Source organism: Microbacterium sp. LMI1x-1-1.1, from assembly GCF_040676205.1.
Classification (GTDB): domain Bacteria; phylum Actinomycetota; class Actinomycetes; order Actinomycetales; family Microbacteriaceae; genus Microbacterium; species Microbacterium aquilitoris.
Map to the genome: position 1 here is coordinate 1,132,967 of NZ_JBEGHM010000002.1, position 22,245 is coordinate 1,155,211.

20 protein-coding genes are annotated in these 22,245 nt (G+C 67.9%); 3 read left to right on the plus strand and 17 right to left on the minus strand.

Annotated features, from left to right (window positions below):
• Entirely contained in the window at positions 1–780 is a 780-nt protein-coding gene (gene pgl, locus MRBLMI1x_RS13295) for a 6-phosphogluconolactonase (RefSeq protein ID WP_363459278.1), read from the plus strand.
• A 37-nt stretch (positions 781–817) separates the two neighbouring features.
• Here the strand turns inward: pgl and MRBLMI1x_RS13300 are convergent, their stop codons facing one another.
• The 11 genes from MRBLMI1x_RS13300 to MRBLMI1x_RS13350 all read right to left on the minus strand — a co-directional run bounded on the left by MRBLMI1x_RS13300 (position 818) and on the right by MRBLMI1x_RS13350 (position 12,648).
• Complete coding sequence (locus MRBLMI1x_RS13300) at positions 818–1,174, minus strand: RNA polymerase-binding protein RbpA (RefSeq protein ID WP_018186507.1); 357 nt, start codon at positions 1,172–1,174, stop codon at positions 818–820.
• The gene (gene secG / locus MRBLMI1x_RS13305) at positions 1,174–1,422 is read right to left on the minus strand and encodes a preprotein translocase subunit SecG (protein ID WP_018186506.1); all 249 of its coding nucleotides are present in this window, start codon (positions 1,420–1,422) and stop codon (positions 1,174–1,176) included. The genes MRBLMI1x_RS13300 and secG overlap by 1 nt, the downstream gene beginning before the upstream one ends.
• 97 nt (positions 1,423–1,519) lie before the next feature.
• A complete protein-coding gene (tpiA, locus tag MRBLMI1x_RS13310) occupies positions 1,520–2,311 on the minus strand; it encodes a triose-phosphate isomerase (RefSeq protein ID WP_363459281.1) in 792 nt (263 codons plus the stop codon).
• Complete coding sequence (locus MRBLMI1x_RS13315) at positions 2,299–3,516, minus strand: phosphoglycerate kinase (protein ID WP_018186504.1); 1,218 nt, start codon at positions 3,514–3,516, stop codon at positions 2,299–2,301. The genes tpiA and MRBLMI1x_RS13315 overlap by 13 nt, the downstream gene beginning before the upstream one ends.
• Before the next feature lie 2 nt (positions 3,517–3,518).
• Positions 3,519–4,529, minus strand: coding sequence for a type I glyceraldehyde-3-phosphate dehydrogenase (gap, locus tag MRBLMI1x_RS13320; RefSeq protein WP_018186503.1), 1,011 nt, complete (start codon positions 4,527–4,529; stop codon positions 3,519–3,521).
• Between the two features lie 137 nt (positions 4,530–4,666).
• Positions 4,667–5,293: a superoxide dismutase gene (locus MRBLMI1x_RS13325; RefSeq protein ID WP_020097512.1), complete on the minus strand. Its 627-nt coding sequence runs from the start codon at positions 5,291–5,293 to the stop codon at positions 4,667–4,669.
• A 113-nt stretch (positions 5,294–5,406) separates the two neighbouring features.
• Entirely contained in the window at positions 5,407–6,384 is a 978-nt protein-coding gene (whiA, locus tag MRBLMI1x_RS13330) for a DNA-binding protein WhiA (RefSeq protein ID WP_018186501.1), read from the minus strand.
• Positions 6,385–6,440: 56 nt separating this feature from the next.
• Positions 6,441–7,313, minus strand: a complete 873-nt coding sequence (rapZ, locus tag MRBLMI1x_RS13335; RefSeq protein ID WP_018186500.1) for an RNase adapter RapZ — start codon at positions 7,311–7,313, stop codon at positions 6,441–6,443.
• Between the two features lie 33 nt (positions 7,314–7,346).
• Complete coding sequence (gene uvrC / locus MRBLMI1x_RS13340; protein ID WP_116229252.1) at positions 7,347–9,266, minus strand: excinuclease ABC subunit UvrC; 1,920 nt, start codon at positions 9,264–9,266, stop codon at positions 7,347–7,349.
• 1 nt (position 9,267) lies between these two features.
• Positions 9,268–12,153: an excinuclease ABC subunit UvrA gene (gene uvrA, locus MRBLMI1x_RS13345; RefSeq protein ID WP_116229253.1), complete on the minus strand. Its 2,886-nt coding sequence runs from the start codon at positions 12,151–12,153 to the stop codon at positions 9,268–9,270.
• Positions 12,154–12,207: 54 nt separating this feature from the next.
• Positions 12,208–12,648 carry a MarR family winged helix-turn-helix transcriptional regulator gene (locus MRBLMI1x_RS13350; RefSeq protein WP_020097516.1) on the minus strand — a complete coding sequence of 147 codons (441 nt, stop codon included), beginning with the start codon at positions 12,646–12,648 and terminating at the stop codon, positions 12,208–12,210.
• 40 nt (positions 12,649–12,688) lie between these two features.
• Here MRBLMI1x_RS13350 and MRBLMI1x_RS13355 point away from each other — a divergent pair, with 40 nt between their 5' ends.
• Positions 12,689–12,925 carry a hypothetical protein gene (locus MRBLMI1x_RS13355; protein ID WP_018186496.1) on the plus strand — a complete coding sequence of 79 codons (237 nt, stop codon included), beginning with the start codon at positions 12,689–12,691 and terminating at the stop codon, positions 12,923–12,925.
• 16 nt (positions 12,926–12,941) lie between these two features.
• On the opposite strand, the gene uvrB is transcribed toward MRBLMI1x_RS13355, so the two are convergent.
• The 6 genes from uvrB to MRBLMI1x_RS13385 all read right to left on the minus strand — a co-directional run bounded on the left by uvrB (position 12,942) and on the right by MRBLMI1x_RS13385 (position 20,599).
• Positions 12,942–15,023, minus strand: a complete 2,082-nt coding sequence (uvrB, locus tag MRBLMI1x_RS13360) for an excinuclease ABC subunit UvrB (RefSeq protein WP_336123477.1) — start codon at positions 15,021–15,023, stop codon at positions 12,942–12,944.
• A 61-nt stretch (positions 15,024–15,084) separates the two neighbouring features.
• Entirely contained in the window at positions 15,085–15,681 is a 597-nt protein-coding gene (coaE, locus tag MRBLMI1x_RS13365) for a dephospho-CoA kinase (protein WP_363459286.1), read from the minus strand.
• A gap of 23 nt (positions 15,682–15,704) precedes the next feature.
• Positions 15,705–16,892, minus strand: coding sequence for a hypothetical protein (locus MRBLMI1x_RS13370; RefSeq protein ID WP_018186493.1), 1,188 nt, complete (start codon positions 16,890–16,892; stop codon positions 15,705–15,707).
• Positions 16,889–18,541, minus strand: a complete 1,653-nt coding sequence (locus MRBLMI1x_RS13375; protein ID WP_363459288.1) for a sensor histidine kinase — start codon at positions 18,539–18,541, stop codon at positions 16,889–16,891. The genes MRBLMI1x_RS13370 and MRBLMI1x_RS13375 overlap by 4 nt, the downstream gene beginning before the upstream one ends.
• A gap of 162 nt (positions 18,542–18,703) precedes the next feature.
• Entirely contained in the window at positions 18,704–20,155 is a 1,452-nt protein-coding gene (rpsA, locus tag MRBLMI1x_RS13380; RefSeq protein ID WP_018186491.1) for a 30S ribosomal protein S1, read from the minus strand.
• A gap of 147 nt (positions 20,156–20,302) precedes the next feature.
• Positions 20,303–20,599: a YchJ family protein gene (locus tag MRBLMI1x_RS13385; RefSeq protein WP_018186490.1), complete on the minus strand. Its 297-nt coding sequence runs from the start codon at positions 20,597–20,599 to the stop codon at positions 20,303–20,305.
• A gap of 769 nt (positions 20,600–21,368) precedes the next feature.
• On the opposite strand from MRBLMI1x_RS13385, the gene MRBLMI1x_RS13390 reads away from it, so the two are divergent.
• Positions 21,369–22,241, plus strand: a complete 873-nt coding sequence (locus tag MRBLMI1x_RS13390; RefSeq protein WP_363459291.1) for a hypothetical protein — start codon at positions 21,369–21,371, stop codon at positions 22,239–22,241.
• The last annotated feature ends 4 nt before the right edge of the window (positions 22,242–22,245 follow it).

The following is a 22,245-nucleotide window of genomic DNA, read 5'->3' on the forward strand; positions in this document are numbered from 1 at the left end:
ATGTCGGAGTTCCGCGCGGAGAAGCGCGTCGTCGTCAGTCCGGATGCCCGGACCCTGGCCGAAGGTGTCGCGAAGCGCTTCTTCCAACGGATCTCTTCACGCGCGAGCGAGGGGAAGACCACGCACGTCCTGCTGACCGGCGGCACGGCGGGTACGTCCGTCCTCCAGGCAGCCGGCGAAAGCTCAGCCCGTCGCGATGTGGACTGGTCGAAGGTTCACTTCTGGTGGGGTGACGAGCGCTTCGTCGCGGCCGACGATCCTGCCCGCAACGAGGTGGCGGCCCGTCACGCGTTCCTGTCGCAGATCGACGTCCCCGAGCAGAACATCCACCCGATCTCGGCAGCGGGTGCGGGTCGGAGCCATGACGAGGCCGCGACCGATTACGCCGCTGAGCTCGCGGAGTACGGTGCGGCCGGGCAGGCTTGGCCCCGATTCACCATCGCCTTCCTGGGGGTGGGACCGGACGGGCACATCGCCTCGCTGTTCCCCGACCGGAGCGAGATCGGCGACACCGACCACTCGGTCCTCGCCGTGCGGGACTCTCCCGTGCCACCGTCCGACCGGATCACCCTGACGCGACCGGTCATCAACTCGTCCCGGCGGGTGTGGCTCGTCCTGCCCGGTACGGACAAGGCGTCGGCGCTGGGGCTGGCCCTCGCCGGCGCGAGCTACCACTCGGTCCCGGCGGCCGGCGCGAAGGGGCGGAAGCAGACCGTGTTCTTCGTGGATGAGGCTGCCGCGAAGAACGTCCCGGAGGAACTGATAGACCCCGAGTTCTGAACGAACCCGGGGTCTGTCGTGGTGCGTCGAGCGCCGCTCAGTCCTGACCGCGCCGCTCGCGCAGCTGCTGCAGAGCGTCGCCGAGGATCGACTCCGCTTCTTCGTCGGAGCGCCGCTCCTTCACGTACGCGAGGTGCGTCTTGTACGGCTCGGTCTTGGCCAGCGCCGGCGGATTGGCCTTGTCGCGACCTGCCGGAAGACCGGAGTGCGGCGAGTCGATCGTCTCGGGGATCTCGTCCTCGGCGATCCCGGCTGCGAAATAGCGCACCGTCTCGTTTCCGAGGGCATCCCAATACGAGACCGCCACACGGTCGGCGTGGTGACCGTGGTCCTGCTCCCCCATCGGGCCCGCACCCACGCGGGTGCCCCGAATCGCGTTCCCCCCGGTCGCCATCAGATGCTCTGGAACTTCGTGATCAGGCCGAGGGCCACGATCGAGACGAACCACACGAGCGCCAGGACGACCGTGAAGCGGTTGAGGTTGCGCTCAGCGAGGCCCGAAGAGCCCATCGCCGAGCTCATACCGCCGCCGAACATGTCGGAGAGGCCGCCGCCGCGGCCCTTGTGCAGAAGGATCAGGAGCGTGAGCAGGAGGCTGGTGAGTCCCAGCAGCACCTGCAGCACAAGCTGGAGGATGTCCACAGTCGTTGAAAGCCTTTCGGGTCGCCGAATGACTCGGCGTTCGCACGAGTATACCGGCTGAGCGGTGCGACGCCGTGAGGCGCCGCACCGCTCGAGGTCATACGCCGACGTGCTTCTGGTATCGGATGATCGCGGCGAACTCGTCCGCCAGCAGGCTCGCACCACCGACGAGGGCTCCATCGACGTCGGGCTCGCGCATGAAGCTGGCGATGTTGCCCGACTTGACCGATCCGCCGTAGAGGATGCGGGTGCGCTCGGCTGCGGCATCCCCCAGGGAATCCGCGACCACCGATCGCAGCGCCGCGCAGACTTCCTGAGCCTGCTCGGGCGATGCGACCTGACCGGTGCCGATCGCCCAGACGGGCTCGTACGCCACGACGATGTCCGCGTCCGACGCGACACCCTCGAGGGCGGCGCGCAGCTGCGCGACGGACACGGCCGTGGGGCCGGACTCCTCGCGCTGCTCGAGCGTCTCACCGACGCAGATCACGGGTACGAGACCGTGCCGGAGCGCGGCCTGCACCTTTCCGGCGACGATCTCGTCTGACTCCGCGTGGTACTCGCGACGCTCCGAGTGACCGATGATCACGTAGTGCACGTCGAGCTTCTTCAGGAACGCGCCCGAGACCTCGCCCGTGTACGCTCCAGAATCCTTCGCCGACACGTCCTGCGCGCCGAGGGCGAACGGGATCTTGTCGGCGTCCATGAGCGTCTGCACGGTGCGGAGGTCGGTGAACGGCGGGAAGACCGCCACCTCGACCGAGTCGGTCTCGTGCGCCGCATCCTTCAGCGTCCAATGCAGCTTCTGGACGAACGCGACCGCCTGCAGGTGGTCGAGGTTCATCTTCCAGTTGCCGGCGATGAGCGGCTTACGGGTCACGCTTCCCATCCGAGGATCTCCAATCCGGGCAGCTTCTTACCCTCGAGGAACTCGAGGCTGGCTCCACCACCGGTGGAGATGTGGCCGAAATCGTCGTCGGCGAAGCCGAGCTGCCGGACGGCAGCGGCCGAATCGCCGCCGCCGACGACCGACAGACCGTCGACCTCGGTGAGCGCCTGTGCGACCGTCTTCGTCCCGGCGGCGAAGGCCTCCATCTCGAATACGCCCATCGGGCCGTTCCAGAAGACCGTCTTCGCGCCGCGGATCGCCTCGGCGAACTGCTCCGCCGTCTTCGGGCCGATGTCCAGTCCCATGCCGTCGGCACCGAAGTCGGTGTCCTCGAGGGCGTCGGCGGATGCCACGACGTGGTCCGCGTCCGCCGCGAAGCCCGACGCCATCACGGCGTCGACCGGCAGGATCAGCTCGACGCCGCGCTCGCGCGCCGTCTCCATGTAGCCGCGGACGGTGTCGAGCTGGTCGACCTCGAGGAGGCTCTTGCCGACCTTGTGGCCCTGTGCCGCGAGGAAGGTGAAGAGCATGCCGCCGCCGACGAGGATCTTGTCCACGCGCGGCAGGAGGTGCTCGATGACGCCGAGCTTGTCGCTGACCTTGGAACCGCCCAGAACGACCGCGTAGGGACGCTCAGGGCGTTCGGTGAGGCGGTCGAGGACGTCGACCTCCTTCTCGATCAGAAGGCCGGCAGCGGACGGCAGGAGCTCGGCGAGGTCATAGACCGACGCCTGCTTGCGGTGCACGACACCGAACCCGTCCGAGACGAGCGCGTCGCCGTGGGCGGCGAGCTGCTCGGCGAAGGCGCGGCGGGCCGAGTCATCCTTAGCCGTCTCCCCCGCGTTGAAGCGGAGGTTCTCGAGGACGGCGACCTGACCGTCCGCGAGGGCGGCGACGACGTCACGAGCCGAGTCGCCGACGGTGTCGGTCGCGAACGCGACCTCCTGGCCGAGCAGCTCGGACAGACGCGACGCGACCGGAGCGAGGCTGTACTTCGCGTCCGGTGCGCCGTCGGGGCGGCCGAGGTGGGAGACCGCGATGACGCGCGCCCCCTGCTCGACCAACGCGCGGAGCGTGGGGATGGCCGCACGCACGCGGCCATCGTCCGTGATGACGCCGTCCTTCAGGGGGACGTTGAAGTCGACACGGACGATGACGCGCTTGCCTGCGAGCGAACCCAGCGAATCGAGGGTGCGCAGAGCCATCGTCAGAGCTTGCTGGCGACGAGCTCGGTGAGGTCGACGAGGCGGTTCGAGTAGCCCCACTCGTTGTCGTACCAGGACGAGATCTTGACCAGGTTGCCCGACACGTTGGTCTGGCCGGCGTCGAACACCGACGAGTGCGGGTCGAGCTGGATGTCGCTGGAGACGATCGCGTCGGTGTTGTACTTCATGTATCCGACGAGGTCGCCCTCGGCAGCGGCCTTCTCGAACGCGGCGTTGATGACCTCGGCGGTCAGGCCCTCGGTCGGGGTGACGACCGTGAGGTCGACGATCGAGCCGGTGGGCACGGGCACGCGGTACGACGAGCCGCTGAGCTTGCCGTTCAGCTCGGGCAGAACGAGGCCGATGGCCTTCGCGGCACCGGTCGCGGCGGGGACGATGTTGATCGCCGCGGCGCGGGCGCGGTGCAGGTCGCCGTGGGGGCCGTCCTGGAGGTTCTGGTCGGCGGTGTAGGCGTGGGCCGTCATCATGAAGCCGCGCTCGATGCCGAAGTTGTCGTTGAAGACCTTGGCGATGGGCGCGAGGCAGTTCGTGGTGCAGGACGCGTTCGAGATGACGTGCATCGTCTCGGAGTCGTACGTGCCGTCGTTGACGCCCATGACGAACGTGCCGTCGACGTCGGTGCCGGGAGCCGAGATGATGACCTTCTTGGCGCCGCCGGCGATGTGCTTCTTGGCGTCTGCGGCCTTGGTGAAACGACCGGTCGACTCGATGACGATGTCGACGCCCAGGTCGCCCCAGGGGAGGTTGGCGGGGTCGCGCTCTTCGAAGACCTTGATGGTCTTGCCGTTGACCGTGATCGAGTCCTCGGTGTACGAGACCTCGGCGTCGAGGCGACCGCCGACGGAGTCGTACTTGAGGAGGTGAGCGAGGCTCTTGTTGTCGGTGAGGTCGTTCACCGCCACGATCTCCAGGTCAGCTCCCTGCGCGAGCGCCGCGCGAAGGAAGTTGCGTCCGATACGGCCGAAGCCGTTGATGCCGATCTTGACAGACACGTTGTCTCCCGTTTTTCTTCGCGCACGCCCCATGAACGGGGTCGACCCGCGATGTGCTGGAAATGAGAGAGGATGCCGGGGCTCAGCCCCCGTTGCCGGGAGGAGCCCGGCATCCTCACCTGTGAACGACCCTACTACTAGAGCAGGCCCGCCGTCTTCTCACGCGCGGCGTCGAGACGCTGTGCGACGTTCTGCCAGTTCGCGATGTTCCACGCCGCCTTGACGTAGTCCGCCTTGACGTTGAGGTAGTCGAGGTAGAAGGCGTGCTCCCACATGTCGAGCTGGAAGATCGGGACGGTGCCCTGCGCCGTGTTCGACTGCTGGTCGAAGAGCTGCTGGATGATGAGCTGCTCACCGATCGGATCCCAGCTGAGCACGGCCCAGCCCGATCCCTGGATGCCGGTGGCTGCCGCCGTGAAGTGCGCCTGGAACTTGTCGAAACCGCCGAAGAACTCGTCGATCGCCGAACGGAGCTCGCCCTCGGGCTCGCCGCCGCCACCCTGCGACGCAGGAGCGAGGTTGGTCCAGAAGATCGAGTGGTTGACGTGTCCGCCGAGGTTGAACGCGAGGTCCTTCTCGAGCTTGTTGACGTTCGCGAGGTTGCCGGTCTCGCGCGCCTCGGCGAGCTGTTCGAGGGCGGTGTTCGCGCCCGTCACGTAGGCCTGGTGGTGCTTCGAGTGGTGAAGCTCCATGATCTTGCCACTGATGCTCGGCTCGAGAGCGGAGTAGTCGTACGGGAGCTCAGGCAGGGTGTACTTCGCCATGTCCTCTTCCTTCTGTCGGTGCTGCGCACACGGCGCAGCCGGTCGGATTCATCCTATTGAGGGCCAACCCACCGGGCACCCGGTTGCTTCCCGGGAAGAGGGGATGTATCCCGTCAGTCTTCGAGGCCGGCAGGAACGGCGGACTCGGTGTCCGGGATGCCATCCTGCGCGGCCTTCTTGTCGGCCATGGCGAGGAGGCGCCGGATGCGGCCCGCCACGGCATCCTTCGTCATCGGCGGATCGGCGTGGTGGCCGAGCTCGTCGAGACTCGCGTCCCGATGGGCGAGGCGCAGATCTCCGGCCTGCTTCAGGTGGTCCGGCACGGTGTCGCCGAGGATCTCGAGCGCGCGCTCGACGCGGGCGCAGGCGGCGACGGCTGCCTGCGCGGAGCGACGGAGGTTCGCGTCGTCGAAGTTGACGAGGCGGTTCACGCCGGCACGCACCTCCCTGCGCTGGCGCATCTCCTCCCACGCGGCGGCGGTCTTCTGCGCGCCCATCATGAGCAGGGTGGCGCGGATCGCCTCGCCGTCGCGGACGACGACACGGGGCACGCCGCGCACCTCGCGGGCCTTCGCTGCGATCCCGAGGCGGTGAGCGGCGCCCACGAGCGCCATGGCGGCCTCCCCCGAGGGGCAGGCGACTTCGAGGGCGGCGGAGCGCCCGGGGTCCGAGAGGCTGCCCGCTGCGAGGAACGCCCCGCGCCACACGGCGGCCAGGTCGGGACGGGCGCCGGTGGTGAGCTTGTTGGGGAGACCGCGGACCGGGCGTCGTCGGTTGTCGAGCAGTCCGGTCTGCCGGGCGAGGGTCTCGCCGCCCTCGATGACGCGGACGGCGACGAGGTTGGCGGAGCGCCCACCCGACGACTGCACGTGGGCGAGTTCAGGGCGGACGCCGTAGATCTCGACGAGGTCGCGGGCGACCCGGCGGGCGAGCACGTCCGTCTCGACCTCGGCCTCGACGGCGACGCGGCCGGCGATCGAGTGGAGGCCGCCGGAGAAGCGCAGGATCGTGGTGAGTTCTGCGACGCGTGCGGTGGGCCGCGGGTCTCGCACCGAGGTGAGTTCCGTCTTCACGTCAGCAGTCAGCGGCACGGGGATCCTTCGGTGGGGGCGATCGGGGACAAAGGATCAGCTTACTCGCGCACTGCTCACTCGCGACCCAGGTCACGGTGCGTGACCCTCACCGCGACACCCTGCTCCACGGCCAATCGTTCGGCGAGCTCGATCGACGTGACGACCGAGCGGTGCTTGCCTCCGGTGCATCCGATGGCGATGACGGAGTGGCGCTTGTTCTCCCGCTGATAGCCCTGCAGGACCGGGTGGAGGGCGGCGGCATAGGCGTCGATGAACTCTCTCGCACCGTCCTGGCCGAGGACGAAGTCCCGCACGTCCTCGTCCTCCCCCGTCAGGGCCCGCAGCGAGGGCTCCCAGTACGGGTTGGGCAGGAAGCGCATGTCCGCCACGAGGTCGACGTCGGGCGGGAGCCCGTACTTGAAGCCGAAGCTCATGACCGTGACCGTGTGACGGGCATCCCCGTCGGCGCTGAAGAGATCGACGATCCGATTCGCCAGCTGGTGGATGTTCAGCCCGCTCGTGTCGACGATGACATCCGCCGCTTCGCGGATGGCGGCGACGCGTTCGCGCTCCCGCCGGATGCCGTCGAGGATCGTCCCCTCGCCCTGGAGCGGGTGCGGCCGTCGCACCGCCTCGAACCGGCGGACGAGGACGTCGTCGGAGGCATCCAGGAACAGAACGCGCAGCTGGCGTCCGTCGCGGAGCGATCGGGTCACCGACGGCAGCTCGCCGAACAGCTGGCGGCCGCGAACGTCCACGACCGCTGCGACCTTGGGTAGGGCATCCGCCGCGAGAGCGGTGAGATCGAGCAGGTGGGACAGCATCTGCGGCGGGAGGTTGTCCACGACGTACCAGTCGAGGTCCTCGAGGGCGTTCGCCGCTGTGGTGCGTCCTGCTCCGGACATGCCGGTGACGATCAGGACCTCGCCCGCCGTCTGGCCGTTCATGCCCGTCCCGCCTTCCACGCGTGTGATCCCAGCCTAACCACCGGATCCGGCAGTGACCGACCCAACCGCCAGATGCGAGTGGATGCTGGAGGCCAGACGCGGACCGATACCGGGAAGCTCCTGGATCTCCTCCGGGGTCGCTTGCTTCAACTTGCTGACCGATCCGAAGTGCCGGAGCAGCGCCTTGATGCGCGCCTCCCCGAGGCCCGGGACCTCGGCCAGGACCGTGGTGATGTCGCGTCCGCGCTTCTTGCGCTGATGCGTGATCGCGAAGCGGTGAGCCTCGTCGCGCAGGCGTTGCAGCAGGTACAGGGCCTCGGAGGACCGCGGGAGGATGACCGGGAAGTCGTCGTCCGGCAACCAGACCTCCTCGAGGCGCTTCGCGATCCCGCAGAGCGCGATCTCTTCGTGACCTGCGTCGCGCAGGGCCCGAGCGGCGGCCGCCACCTGCGGCTGGCCGCCGTCGACGAGGAGCAGCTGAGGACGGTAGGCGAAGCGGGGCCGCTTGCGCGTGGTGTCCACCTCACCGTCAGCCATCGGATCGATGGCCTCCTGCTCGGCCTCATCGCGGTCGATGTGGGCCAGACGCCGCATGAGCACCTGGTACATCGAGTCGGTGTCGTCGGTGGTCTCGTTCACCGAGAAGGAACGGTACTGATCCTTGCGGGGCAGGCCGTCCTCGAACACGACCATCGAGGCGACCACACCCGTCCCCCCGAGGTGGGAGACGTCGAAGCACTCGATCCGCAGCGGCGCCTCGGACATCCCCAGCGCCTCCTGCAGATCGGTGAGCGCCTTGGTGCGGGACGTGTAATCGCTCGTCCTGCGGGTCTTGTGGAGCATGAGCGCCTGCTGCGCGTTGAGGGTCGCTGTGCGCATGAGGTCCGCCTTCTGACCGCGCTGCGCGATCTGGACGGCGACCTTCTTGCCGCGCCGGGACTGCAGCCACTCCTCGAGCTCCGCGGTGTCGTCGGGCAGAGTCGGGACGAGCACCTGACGCGGGATGTCCTCGGCCCCGGCGGCTCCGTACGCGCGCTGGAGGATCTGGTCGACCAGCTCCGGGCCGGAGATGTCGAGCTCCTTGTCGATCGTCGTCGCGCGCACGCCGCGCACCCGCCCGCCGCGGACGATGAAGTGCTGCACCGCCGCGGACAGCTCGTCCTCGGCGACACCGAAGAGATCGGCATCCGTGTCCTCACTGAGGACGAGCGCGCTGCGGTTGAGGACGGCGTCGAGAGCCTGCAGCTTGTCGCGGTACGAGGCCGCGGTCTCGTAGTCCATCGCGGCCGCCGCTTCGCGCATGCGCGCTTCCATCCGCTTCGTGTAGCGCTTATCGCTGCCTGACATGAAGGCGATGAAGTCGTCGACGATCGCGCGATGCTCCTCGATGGTGACCTTCATCGAGCACGGGCCGCCGCATCGGCCGATCTGGCCGGGGAAGCACGGCCGCCCCGTCGCCATGGCCTTCTTGTACGACGAGTCACTGCACGTGCGGATCGGGAACACCTTGATCAGCTGATCGATCGTGTCGTGGACCGCCCACACCTTGGGGTACGGGCCGAAGTACTTCGCACCACGGATGCGGCGGTTCCGTGTCACGATCACCCGCGGCGCCTCGTCGCCGAGAGTCACCGCCATGTACGGGTAGGACTTGTCGTCCTTGTACCGGACGTTGAACGGCGGCGAGTACTCCTGGATCCACGTGTACTCGAGCTGCAGCGAATCGATGTCGGTCGCCACGACCGTCCACTCGACCTTCGCGGCCGTCGTCACCATGCGCCGCGTGCGCTCGTGCAGCGTGTGCAGCGGCGCGAAGTAGTTCGACAGTCGCGCCCGCAGGTTCTTCGCCTTGCCGACGTACAGGATCCGGCCATCCGCGTCGAGGAACCGATAGACGCCGGGGTCGGTGGGGATCTCCCCCGGCTTCGGCTTGTACGGCAGGACGGAGGCCACCTCAGCCCGCCTTACGCGCGGGCGCCACGTCCAAGAGCTCGGCGAGGAACTGACCCGTGTGGCTCTCGGGAACCGCCGCGACCTGCTCCGGCGTGCCGGTCGCGACGATCGTGCCGCCGCCGGACCCGCCCTCGGGGCCGAGGTCGATGACCCAGTCCGACGACTTGATGACGTCGAGGTTGTGCTCGATGACGAGGACCGAGTTGCCCTTGTCGACGAGGCTGTTCAGTACCTCGAGCAGGCGCTGGACGTCCTCGAAGTGGAGACCCGTGGTCGGCTCATCGAGCACGTAGATCGTCCTGCCGTTCGATCGACGCTGGAGTTCGGTGGCGAGCTTGACACGCTGAGCCTCGCCGCCCGAGAGCGTCGTCGCGGACTGCCCGAGCCGGACGTAGCCCAGGCCGACGTCGACGAGCGTCTTGAGGTACCGGTGGATCGCCTGGATCGGTTCGAAGAACTCGGCCGCCTCGGAGATCGGCATGTTGAGGACCTCGGCGATGTTCTTGCCCTTGTAGTGGACCGTCAGGGTGTCGCGGTTGTAGCGCTGGCCGTGGCACACCTCGCAGTCGACGTAGACGTCGGGCAGGAAGTTCATCTCGATCTTGATCGTGCCGTCGCCCGAGCACGCCTCGCAGCGTCCACCCTTGACGTTGAAGCTGAAGCGCCCCGGCTGGTAGCCGCGCGTCTTGGCCTCAGTCGTCTCGGCGAACAGCGACCTGATCCGGTCGAAGACGCCGGTGTAGGTGGCCGGGTTCGAGCGGGGCGTCCGCCCGATGGGTGCCTGATCGACATGGACCACCTTGTCGAGGTGCTCGAGGCCGGTCACGCGGGTGTGCTTGCCGGCGACGCGACGCGCCCCGTTGAGCTTGGTCGCGAGGACTTCGTAGAGGATGCCGTTCACGAGAGACGACTTGCCCGACCCGCTCACACCCGTGACGGCGGTCAGGACGCCCAGCGGGAAGTCCACCGTGACGTTCTGGAGGTTGTTCGCGCGCGCACCGACGACACGCAGCTGCCGGCCCTTGTCGATCTTCCGACGCTTCTTCGGCATGGTGATCGCGCGGCGTCCGCTGAGGTAGGCGCCCGTGATGGACTCCTCGTCGGTCAGAAGCTGGTCGACGGGACCGGAGTGGACCACGTTGCCGCCCTCGACACCCGCGCGCGGGCCGATGTCGACGATCCAGTCGGCCGCGTGGATGGTCTCTTCGTCGTGCTCGACGACGACGAGCGTGTTCCCGAGACTCTTGAGTCGCACGAGCGTCTCGATGAGTCGACGGTTGTCGCGCTGGTGGAGTCCGATCGAGGGCTCGTCGAGGACGTAGAGCACCCCTGTCAGGCCGGAGCCGATCTGCGTCGCCAGACGGATGCGCTGCGCCTCACCACCCGAGAGCGAACCGGCGGCGCGACTGAGGCTCAGGTAGTTCAGTCCCACCTGGATGAGGAAGTCGAGACGGGCGCGGATCTCGCGGAGCACCGCGGCCGCGATCGTCGCCTCGCGATCGGTGAGGGCCATGTCGGCGAAGAAGGCCTGCGCCTCGCCGAGGCTCAGGCGCGAGGCATCCGCGATCGAGTGCCCGTGGACGAGGACCGAGAGGACCTCGGGCTTGAGACGGTCGCCGTTGCAGACGGGGCACGGCACTTCGCGCAGGAACTCGGACCACCGCTGTCGCTGCGTGTCGGTCTCGGCCTGAGTGAACTGACGCTCGATGTAGGGGATCACTCCCTCGAACCCGGACGCGTACCGCATCTCACGTCCGTAGCGGTTCTTCCACTTGACCGTGACCTTGTAGTTCTCGCCCGAGAGGACCGCGTCCTGGATGTCGGCGGGCAGGTCCTTCCACGGGGTGTCGAGGGAGAAGCCGAGGTCGTCGGCGAGCCCGACGAGCAGACGCTCGTAGTACTGGAACAGGCCCTTACCCTGCGTCGTCCACGGGACGATGACTCCCTCGGCGATGGAGAGCTCCTCGTCGCCGAGGAGCAGCTCGGTGTCGACGGACATACGCGTGCCCAGCCCGGAGCACGCCGGGCAGGCACCGAACGGTGCGTTGAACGAGAACGTCCGAGGCTCGATCTCGGTCAGCTGGAGCGGGTGGCCGTTCGGACAGGCCAGCTTCTCGCTGTAGCTCTGCCAGGCATCGTCACCCTCTTCGTCGACGAAGTTGACCTGCAGGATGCCGCCGGCCAGGCCGAGCGCCGTCTCCACCGAGTCGGTGACACGGGTCAGGATGTCGGGGCTCGCCACGAGGCGGTCGACGACGACGGCGATGTCGTGCTTGTAGCTCTTCTTCAGCGTCGGGGGCTCGGCCAGCTGCACGGCCTCGCCGTCGACGATCGCCCGGGCGTAGCCCTTCGCCGACAGCTCCTTGAAGAGGTCGACGAATTCGCCCTTCTTCTGCGAGACGACGGGAGCGACGATCTGATACCTCGTCCGCTCGGGCAGCTCCATGAGCTGGTCGGCGATCTGCTGGACCGTCTGGCGCTGGATGCGCTCACCGCACTCGGGGCAGTGGGGCACGCCGACCCGCGCCCACAGCAGTCGCATGTAGTCGTTGATCTCGGTGATCGTGCCCACCGTCGACCGAGGGTTCCGGTTGGTCGACTTCTGGTCGATCGAGACGGCAGGGCTGAGTCCTTCGATGAAGTCGACGTCCGGACGGTCCACCTGCCCCAGGAACTGCCGCGCGTAGGAGCTGAGCGACTCGATGTACCGGCGCTGGCCCTCGGCGAAGATCGTGTCGAAGGCGAGGCTCGACTTGCCCGACCCGGACAGGCCGGTGAACACGACGAGCGAGTCGCGCGGGATCTCGAGGTCGACGTTCTTCAGATTGTGGACGCGAGCGCCGCGGACACTGAGTTTGGAGGCGTGGGGAACGGGGACGATGGGCACCGGTCAATCCTAGGTTGGGCCACCGACACGGGCTCCGGTCTTCGCTCCGGGCGATCAGTCCGCTACCGTCGCCCGCCCTCCGGCGAAGGGCTGCAGGCCGTCACGGAGACGCGCCACGTCGTCGATGCCGAGCCCGACCCGCTCCATGATCTGTCGGGGCACGTCGAGGGCGCGTTCGCGCAGCGCACGTCCGTCCTCGGTCAGCTCGATGTCGAGGACGCGCTCATCGCTCGTGCGGCGTCGACGGGCGACACGCCCCTGCGATTCGAGGCGCTTGATCGTCGGGGAGAGACTCGCCGGCTCGACGGCGAGGGTCGAGGCCAACTCCCCCAGCGACTGGGGCGCCTTCTCCCACAGTGCGAGCATCACGAGGTACTGCGGATGGGTGAGGCCGAGCGGTTCGAGAACCGGCCGGTAGATCGACACGACGTTCCGCGCCGCCGTCACGATCGCGAAGCAGAGCTGGCTCTCCAGCTTCAGCACGTCTTCGTCCATCATGGTCCTCACTCCCCTAATAGTTAGTACACTAATCATTATGAACGAGGAACGGGAATCACGGCCGCCGCTGCGTCAGCGGATTCGGGCCGCCGGCGGGTTCTACTCGTGGTGGAACAGCCGCCTCATCCGTTACGCCGGTCCCGCGTCGGTGGGTCCGTACGAGAGCGAGCCGGAGCCGGTCCGCACGGAGCGCGCCTGCCCCCTGTGCGGGCAGCCGATGTCGCAGCACACGTTCGACCGCTCCGGCGAGCGCCCCCTCATGCACTGCCCCTGATCGGCGTGGGAGCCGGTCAGGCGTGACCGGCCCGCTCCATCGCCCGCAGCTCCTTCTTGAGGTCTTGGACCTCGTCGCGAAGCCGGCCGGCGAGTTCGAACTTGAGCTCGTCCGCCGCCGCGAGCATCTGGCGGGTGAGGTCCTCGATGGTCGCCTCGAGCTGGTTCGCCCCCTCGGCGGCGATGCCTTCGCGCCGCAGCTGCGGGGTCGGGCTCTTGCCCTTGCCCGACTTCGTCTTGCTCCTGCCGCGGCTGTCCATCATGTCGCGCGTGTCACTCGCCTCTCGCGCGAGGGCGTCGGTGATGTCGGCAATCTTCTTGCGCAGCGGCTGCGGATCGATGCCGTGCTCGAGGTTGTAGGCGATCTGCTTCTCGCGGCGTCGTTCCGTCTCATCGATGGCCGCGGCCATCGAATCGGTGATCCTGTCGGCGTACATGTGCACTTCACCCGACACGTTTCGCGCCGCGCGACCGATCGTCTGGATGAGGGAGGTGCCGGATCGGAGGAAGCCCTCCTTATCGGCATCCAGGATCGCCACGAGGGACACCTCGGGGAGGTCGAGACCTTCACGCAGGAGGTTGATGCCGACGAGCACGTCGTAGACGCCCTGGCGGAGCTCGGTCAACAGCTCGACGCGACGGAGCGTGTCGACGTCGGAGTGGAGATAGCGCACGCGCACCCCGTGCTCGCCGAGGAAGTCGGTGAGCTCCTCGGCCATCTTCTTCGTGAGCGTCGTCACGAGGATGCGCTCGTCCTTTCCGACGCGGATGCGGATCTCCTCGAGCAGGTCGTCGATCTGTCCCTTCGACGGCTTGACGATGATCTCCGGGTCGATGAGACCCGTCGGCCGGATGATCTGCTCGACGACGCCGTCGGCGATCCCCATCTCGTACTTCCCCGGAGTCGCGGAGAGGTAGACCGTCTGCCCGATGCGCTGCTTGAACTCGTCGAAGCGCAACGGACGGTTGTCCATCGCGCTCGGCAGCCGGAAGCCGTGGTCGACGAGGGTGCGCTTGCGGGAGGCATCCCCCTCGTACATGGCGCCGATCTGCGGCACGGTGACGTGGGACTCGTCGATCACCAGCAAGAAGTCGTCGGGGAAGAAGTCGAGGAGCGTGTGCGGAGCCTCCCCCGGCATCCGGCCGTCGATGTGCCGCGAGTAGTTCTCGATGCCGGAGCAGAAGCCGAGCTGCTGCAGCATCTCGAGGTCGAACGTCGTGCGCATCCGCAGACGCTGCGCCTCGAGGAGCTTGCCCTGCGACTCGAACTCCTTGAGACGCTCCTCGAGTTCGTGCTCGATCGTCCCGATCGCCCGCTGCACGGTGTCGGTACCCGCAACGTAGTGGGACGCGGGGAAGATCGGCACGCTGTCGAGCTTCTGCACGACGTCGCCGGTGAGCGGATGCAGCATGTACAGGGCTTCGATCTCGTCACCGAACAGCTCGATCCGCACCGCGAACTCCTCGTACACGGGGATGATCTCGATGGTGTCGCCGCGCACGCGGAAGTTGCCTCGCGAGAAGTCGACGTCGTTGCGGTTGTACTGCATCGCGATGAACTTGCGGATGAGGGCGTCGCGGTCGTACCGCTCCCCCACCTGCAGCGCCACCATCGCGCGGAGGTACTCCTCCGGCGCGCCGAGGCCGTAGATGCACGAGACGGTCGACACCACGACCACGTCGCGACGACTCAGCAGCGAGTTCGTCGTCGAGTGGCGCAGGCGCTCGACCTCGGCGTTGATCGAGGAGTCCTTCTCGATGAATGTGTCCGTCTGCGGGACGTAGGCCTCGGGCTGGTAGTAGTCGTAGTAGCTGACGAAGTACTCGACGGCGTTGTTCGGCAGGAGGTCGCGGAACTCGTTCGCGAGCTGCGCCGCCAGCGTCTTGTTGTGCGCCATCACGAGGGTCGGCCGCTGCACCTGCTCGATGAGCCACGCTGTGGTGGCGGACTTTCCGGTACCGGTGGCTCCGAGCAGGACGACGTCGGTCTCGCCCGCGTTGATGCGCGCGGCGAGGTCGGCGATCGCCTGCGGCTGGTCGCCGCTCGGGACGTACTCGCTGATGACCTCGAACGGCCGGACGGATCGCGTGGTCTGCATGGATCCAGCGTAGGCCGGGGTCCCGACACCGGCTCCGGCGTTCGCCGTCGGCGTGGGCGGGTCAGGCCGTGAGGCGGGCCCAGAGGTCATCGGTCTGCGCGAGCGTCACGTCGATCGAGCCCGCCGTGTCGATGACGACGTCCGCGATCGCCAGACGCCGCGCGTCGTCGACTTGCGCCGCCAGCCTCGCGTCCGCCTCCGCCTCTGTCATCCCACGAAGGGAGATCAGCCGTTCCCGGCGGAGCGCGGCGGGTGCGTGGGCGACGACGATCAGCTCCCAGGGGTCCTCCGCGCGAGCCTCGAGCAGGAGCGGCACGTCGTAGACCACGACGGCTCGCGGGTCGGCGTCGACCGCAGCGCGGAAGCGCCGTGCCGACTCCTCGCGCACGGCGGGGTGCACGATCGCGTTGAGTCGAGCCACGGCATCCGGATCACCGAAGACCCGAGAGGCGAGGCCTGCACGGTCGAGCTCGCCCGCCGCTGTCAGCACGTCCGGCCCGAACTCCGCCGCGATCGCGTCGAGGACCGGAGAGCCGGGCCGTTGAACGTCCCGGACGATCGCATCCGCGTCGACGACGACCGCCCCGCGCTCGGCCAGCCGGCGAGCGATGGTGGACTTCCCCGATGCGATTCCGCCGGTCAACGCGATGAGTGGCACCCCTCGAGGATGCCACGGACCGCCTACGTCAGGTGAGAACGCGCCTCATCCAGTCCGCCGAAGAGGACGGATGCCTCGAGGCTCCGCGACGCGCGCACCGCGGCGCCGCGCGCCGACTCCATCAGCACGTCCGTGTCGTAGCCGACGGTCTCGGTCAGTCCGATGCCGACACCGACGACGGGCAGGAGTCCGGTCGGGTTGCCGGCTAGGTCGTCGATGCAGCCGCGGTAGATCACCGCGCCCTGACGACGCGCATCGGCCGCGGTGCTGGCGACACCGCAGACCGCGAGTGTGGAATCGCCGTCCTCGCCCACGAACGCCGAGGCCGGCGCGTGTCGACGCACGGACCGGCGCCATTGGGCGGCGAGCTCGTCGGCGGCATCCGACCCGAAGGCGGCCGCCATTTCATCGAGTCCGTCGACGTGGACGACGATCACGCTGACGAGCTCCTGACGCCACCCGGCGCGCTCCGCCATGTCGCGAAGCGCGTCGCGGTAGGTCCGCCCGAGCAGGATGCCGTCGGAGGCCACGCCGTTCTCACTGAGCCATTCGTAACGCTGCGTCGCGCTCTTGGTCGCGCGCAGGATCGAGGTGACGACGACCGCGACCATGGTCAGGACGACCGTCGCGATGTTCGCCGAGATGGAACCGAACCAGGTCTGGAAGAACGCGCCCTCCGGCCCGTCGATGACGAAGCAGAGGAGCCGGGCGGCGTAGTACGCGGCTGCGGCGAAGAGGACACCTGTGAGCAGCTTCGCATTGCCGATGCGTCCCATGGGCCTCCGCAGCGCCTCCCAGCCACCCGCGAGGAAGAACAGCACGATGTGGGCGGCCATGACGGTCCACCCGCCCCATGCTCCATCGACCGGAACGCGGATGACGGCCGCCAGGAACGTCGTCACCGCGAGGACGCCGACGACCACCGACGGCCACGTGATGGGGCGGTCGTTGAAGCGTCGATTGCCGAGCCACATGAACGCCGGAGTGAGGACGAATGCGGAGTTCCCGATCGCGATGGCGATCTCGCCCCCGATGCCGGCAGCCCAGGAGATGTACGCGAAGGCGGTCGCCGTGCCGCACAGGTACGCGACCGCCCACAGCCGGCCCGCGCCCGCGTCGCGCCGTCGCAGGGTCTCGATGACGAAGATGCCCGTCGCCACGAACGCGACCAGAGCCGTCATGACGGTCACCGAGAAGAGGTCGAGCTTCATGCGGTCCCCTCCGGAGCGGCAACGGGCGTGCTGGTCGCATGCGCGGGGAGCCTGACCATGAACGTCGTCCCGACTCCCTTCGTCGAGGTGACGGTGATGTCGCCGCCGTGCGCGCGGGCGATCTCGCGGCTGATCGCGAGCCCCAGACCCGTCCCGGCGACCCCGGACTCGGCTCGGAAGAACCGCTCGAACAGCCTGTCCTGATCCTCCGGCGAGAGCCCGATCCCGGTGTCGCGCACGAGGAACCAGGAGACATCGCCGTCCGTCGCGCTGTTCAGCGTGATCGAGCCGCCGTCGCGGTTGAACTTGATCGCGTTGCTGATGAGGTTGTCGACGACCTGACGCACGCGCGCGGGGTCGATGAACGCCGGCGTGTCGCCGACCTCGTCCACATCGATGCGGATGGCTCGCTCGCGGGCGATCGGGGTGAGATCGGATGCCGCCGCCCGCACGACCGCGCCGAGGTCGTGGAGCACAGGGGAGATCGTCACCTCGGCCGACATCCTCGAGGCGGTCGACGCGGCGAGGATCCCCGAGACGATGCCGAGGAGCCTCTCGCTGTTGCGATAGGCGACATCGACCTGTCGGTGCACGGTCTCGGGCAGGTCCTCGGTGTCGAGCACCAGTTCGAGGTAGCCGATGATCGAGGTCAGCGGTGTGCGCAGCTCGTGCGACACCGACGCGACGAGACTGTCGCGCGCCTTCAGAGCGGTGCGCTCATCGGTCACGTCGCGCGCGACGAGGACGACGCCCGCAGGGTTGCCGTCGGCATCCCGCATCCGTCGCGCGGTGAGGCTGAGGGCCGCGCGACGCGACTCGGACACGGAATACCAGACCACGACGTCATCGAACGTCTCGCCTCGGACGATGCGGGCCAGCGGCCGATCCTCGGAGGAGAGCGGCGTCTCGCCGTCCGCCGCGAAGATCGTCTCGCTGCCATCGGGTCTGCCGAACCCCGGGATGCGTCGCTGGAACCGTCCGAGGGCATCGTTGACGAAGGTGATCTCGCCGTCCGCGCCGATTCGGAGCACGCCGAAGTCGACGGTGTCGAGCACCTCGGTCAGCAGTTGCTCCTGGCGGCTGGCATGCCGGAGGGCGGCCACCAGGCGCTCAGCTTGCCGGTCGAGCAGCGCGCGCTGAGCAAGGAAGCGTCGAGTGGCGTTGTACGTCGACGCGCCGATCGCGATGACGACGGCCGGGAGGACGATGACGGCCCAGGTGAGCTGGAAGTCCGGAACGAACAGGAGTGCGACCCAATACGACCCGATGGATCCGACGCATGCGACGACGAACCACAACCGCCCCATCGACGACAGCCACATCGTGGGAAAGGCCCACAGGAGACCGATACCCGGGACATCCGAGGTCCGCATGAGCCCGATCGCGACGATGTCGCACAGTGGGATGACCGCGACCCACGAAGGGTGCAATCGCGACCAGGGGACGGCGAGACTGGCGATGGCCGCGACGATGACGAGCACCGCACCGGGAGCGAACTGGGGCGCGTCGGGCAGCCATCCGGCGGGGATGCCGGAGAGGAAGATGACTGCGACGATCGCCGTGAGGAGCAACTGGTTGTTCGCCGCGACTCGATCGCGGAGCTCGGTCAGCGGGAGCTGACGGGACGGCGCATCGAAGAGTCGGCGCATTCGCGTGCCCGTCCTGTCGGACGACGATCGATCTGCGGTCGATCCCTCGTTCTCCTGCGCCACACCTGCACGTTACCGGGCTACCGGCGGCGCGGCATCCGCCCGGGAACGACCGAGGGGCCGGAGCACATGGCTCCGACCCCTCGATTCAGATGGTGTCGATCAGCGACCGGACAGCTTCTCGCGGAGAGCAGCCAGCGCCTCGTCGTCGGCGAGGGTACCTGCACCGTTCGAGACCTCGGACGAGAAGGACGACGAACCCGAGTCGGCGGGAGCAGCGGCCTCGGCCTCGAGGGCCTTGGCGACGGCAGCCTTGTGGGCTTCCCAGCGACCCTGAGCAGCGGCGTACTCGGCCTCCCAGGCGAGGCGGGCCTCGTCGAAGCCTTCCTTCCACTGGTTGGTCTCGGGGTCGAAGCCCTCGGGGTACTTGTACTCGCCGTTCTCGTCGTACTCGGTGACCATGCCGTACAGCGCCGGGTCGAACTCAGTGCCGTTGGGGTCGACCGACTCGTTCGCCTGCTTGAGCGAGAGCGAGATGCGGCGACGCTCGAGGTCGATGTCGATGATCTTGACGAAGACCTCTTCACCGACGGAGACGACCTGCTCGGCGAGCTCGACGTGCTTGCCCGAGAGCTCGGAGATGTGCACGAGGCCCTCGATGCCGTCGGCGACGCGGACGAACGCACCGAACGGGACGAGCTTGGTGACCTTGCCCGGAGCGACCTGACCGATCGCGTGGGTACGGGCGAAGACCTGCCACGGGTCCTCCTGCGTCGCCTTCAGCGAGAGCGAGACGCGCTCGCGGTCCAGGTCGACCTCGAGGATCTCGACGGTGACTTCCTGACCGACCTCGACGACCTCGGATGCGTGCTCGATGTGCTTCCACGAGAGCTCCGAGACGTGGACGAGACCGTCGACGCCACCGAGGTCGACGAACGCACCGAAGTTGACGATCGACGAGACGGTGCCCTTGCGGACCTGACCCTTGTGGAGGTTGTTGAGGAAGTTCGAGCGCGACTCGGACTGCGTCTGCTCGAGCAAGGCGCGGCGCGACAGGACGACGTTGTTGCGGTTCTTGTCGAGCTCGAGGATCTTGGCCTCGATCTCCTGGCCGAGGTACGGCGTGAGGTCGCGGACACGGCGGAGCTCGATGAGCGAGGCGGGGAGGAAGCCGCGGAGGCCGATGTCGACGATGAGACCACCCTTGACGACCTCGATGACCGAACCGGTGACGACGCCGTCGTTCTCCTTGATCTTCTCGACGTCTCCCCAGGCACGCTCGTACTGTGCGCGCTTCTTGGAGAGGATCAGGCGGCCTTCCTTGTCCTCCTTCTGGAGGACGAGGGCCTCGACCTGGTCGCCGACGTTGACGACCTCGTTGGGGTCGACGTCGTGCTTGATCGACAGCTCGCGCGAGGGGATGACGCCCTCGGTCTTGTAGCCGACGTCGAGGAGGACCTCGTCGCGGTCGATCTTGACGACGGTGCCTTCGATGAGGTCTCCGTCGTTGAAGAACTTCAGGGTCTTCTCGACCGCGGCCAGGAAGTCCTCAGCAGATCCGATGTCGTTGATGGCGACCTGCTTGGTGGCCGGGGCGGTCGTTGCGTTAGTCATGTAGGGGGTTGTCCTTGGATGGTGTTGTATTCGGGCCCAGGAGCTCATCCGCACGAGGACGCGCGGAAGCCGATCGGGGCAAGGTGGTTGGTGTTGCGATGCTGCGCGGGCGCGGCACAGGTGCCACGCGTGCGACGCTCCAGGGTATCAGACAGCGCTGACGTAATACCAGACGCCCGAGCGCCGCACGAAGCGGCTGTCCTCCTCCATGACGTGGGGATCGCCTGCGTCACCGTCGACCCAGTGGGCGCGGAAGCGCACCCTGCCGGAGCGACCGTCCTCCGACGTGTTCGCGCTGAGGATGTCGAGCCGCGTCCAGGTGACCGCGTCATCGAGCGAGAGGTCGTCGGGCCTGGTCCCAGGGAACCACGTGTCAAGCAGGTGGCGCGCATCGCCGAGCGCGAAGGCGGTGTACCTCGAACGCATCAGGTCTTCGGGCGTCACGGCGGCATGACCGTCGAGAACGGGTCCGCAACACGACCCGAACGGGCGCCGACCGCAAGGACATGGTGCGTCGAGCGCGACCCGACGTCGCCGACGAGCGGATGCCGCAGCCCCGAACGACATGGTCCCTCCCCATATCCGCGAATGACGTCAGCGAGCCTACGCGCTGTGGAGAATCGTTCGCCGGGCGGCCCGCTTTCATTACCGTGGACGGCATGATCGCTCGACGTTCCGCAGTGCTGCTCGCCACGGTCGCGCTCGTCACCGCCCTCGCGGCCTGCGCACCGGCTGCCGCCCCGAAGCCCTCCCCCACGCCGACAGGCTTCGCGTCAAAGGAGGAGGCGTTCGCCGCCGCCGAGAAGACGTACCGGGCGTACGTCGACGCGCTCAACGAGGTGGACCTGTCAGACCCGGCAACGTTCGAGCCGGTGTATGCGCACCTTCGGGGCGAGGCTGGCGACGCGTCTCGCAAGTCATTCTCACAAATGCATGCCGACGGATGGGACGTAACTGGCGACAGCGTAGTTCGACTTGTCGAGCCGATCAGCTCCTCGGGCGATGAGGTCGAACTCGCGGTGTGCGTCGATGTGTCAGCAGTCAAAGTGCTCAACGCAGACGGTAAATCAGTAGTCGGTTCCCGACCAGATGTTCAGAGTTTGCTGGTTCGAGCGGTGCCAGACCCCCGGTCCTCTTCGACTTCGTTGATAACTCAGTTCAGTTCTCGGACGGGAAGTCCAGAGTGTTAACGGGTGTCGTAGCCGTGGCCCTCATGCTCACAGGTGTCCAGTTCGCGGCAACGGTCGGCGGAGACGCTTGCTCCGATGGGACAGGTTGGGTCTGCGACTCCACCAACAACGGCTCCTCCGTCTCGATCGGCGCGACGCGCGAATCCGCTTCAGCACCCGCCGTCCCAGATCGCGGCTCGAACCGCGGCGGAGGCGGAGGCGGCGGCGGCTGGGTGAACGTCCCTCCCCCGCCCCCGGACCCCGACGCGTACTACCCCGGCGCACGAACCCGCGACGAGTGGCTCGCGCAGTGCGCATTCGACCAGGCGTGCGCGGACGCAGTCGTGGCCCCGGGCGGAGCACCGCTACCGGGAACCGAACAGGCCGACCAGCAGCCCGCCGACCCGGCTCCCGCGCCGGCGGCGCCCGACCCGACCACCGCGACGATCGAGGACGTCGCGCAGTTCGCGCCCCAGCCGCCGCGGGTCATCGGCGAACCGGACGGTGTGGGGGTGGTCGGGATGCCCACGAACTTCGTCGTCGACGCCGCCGAGCACACCGTCACCGGCCGGATCTTCGACGTCCCCGTGACCGTCCGCTTCACGCCCGTCTCGTACGCCTTCGACTACGGCGACGGGAGCACGCGCGAGACGACCTCACCGGGAACGTCGTGGGACGATCTCGACGTCCCACAGTTCACCGCGACGGACACCAGCCACAGCTACGGCGCAGCCGGGGAGTACGAGGCGAGCGTGACGATCCGCTACGCGGCGGAAGCGGATGCCGGCGGCGGCTGGTTCCCGATCGCCGGACTCCTGGAGCTCAACACGCCGACCACCGTCATCCGCGTCGTCGAGGTGGACACGGCACTCGTGGAACGCACCTGCGACGAGGACCCGAGCGGTCCCGGCTGCTGAGTGC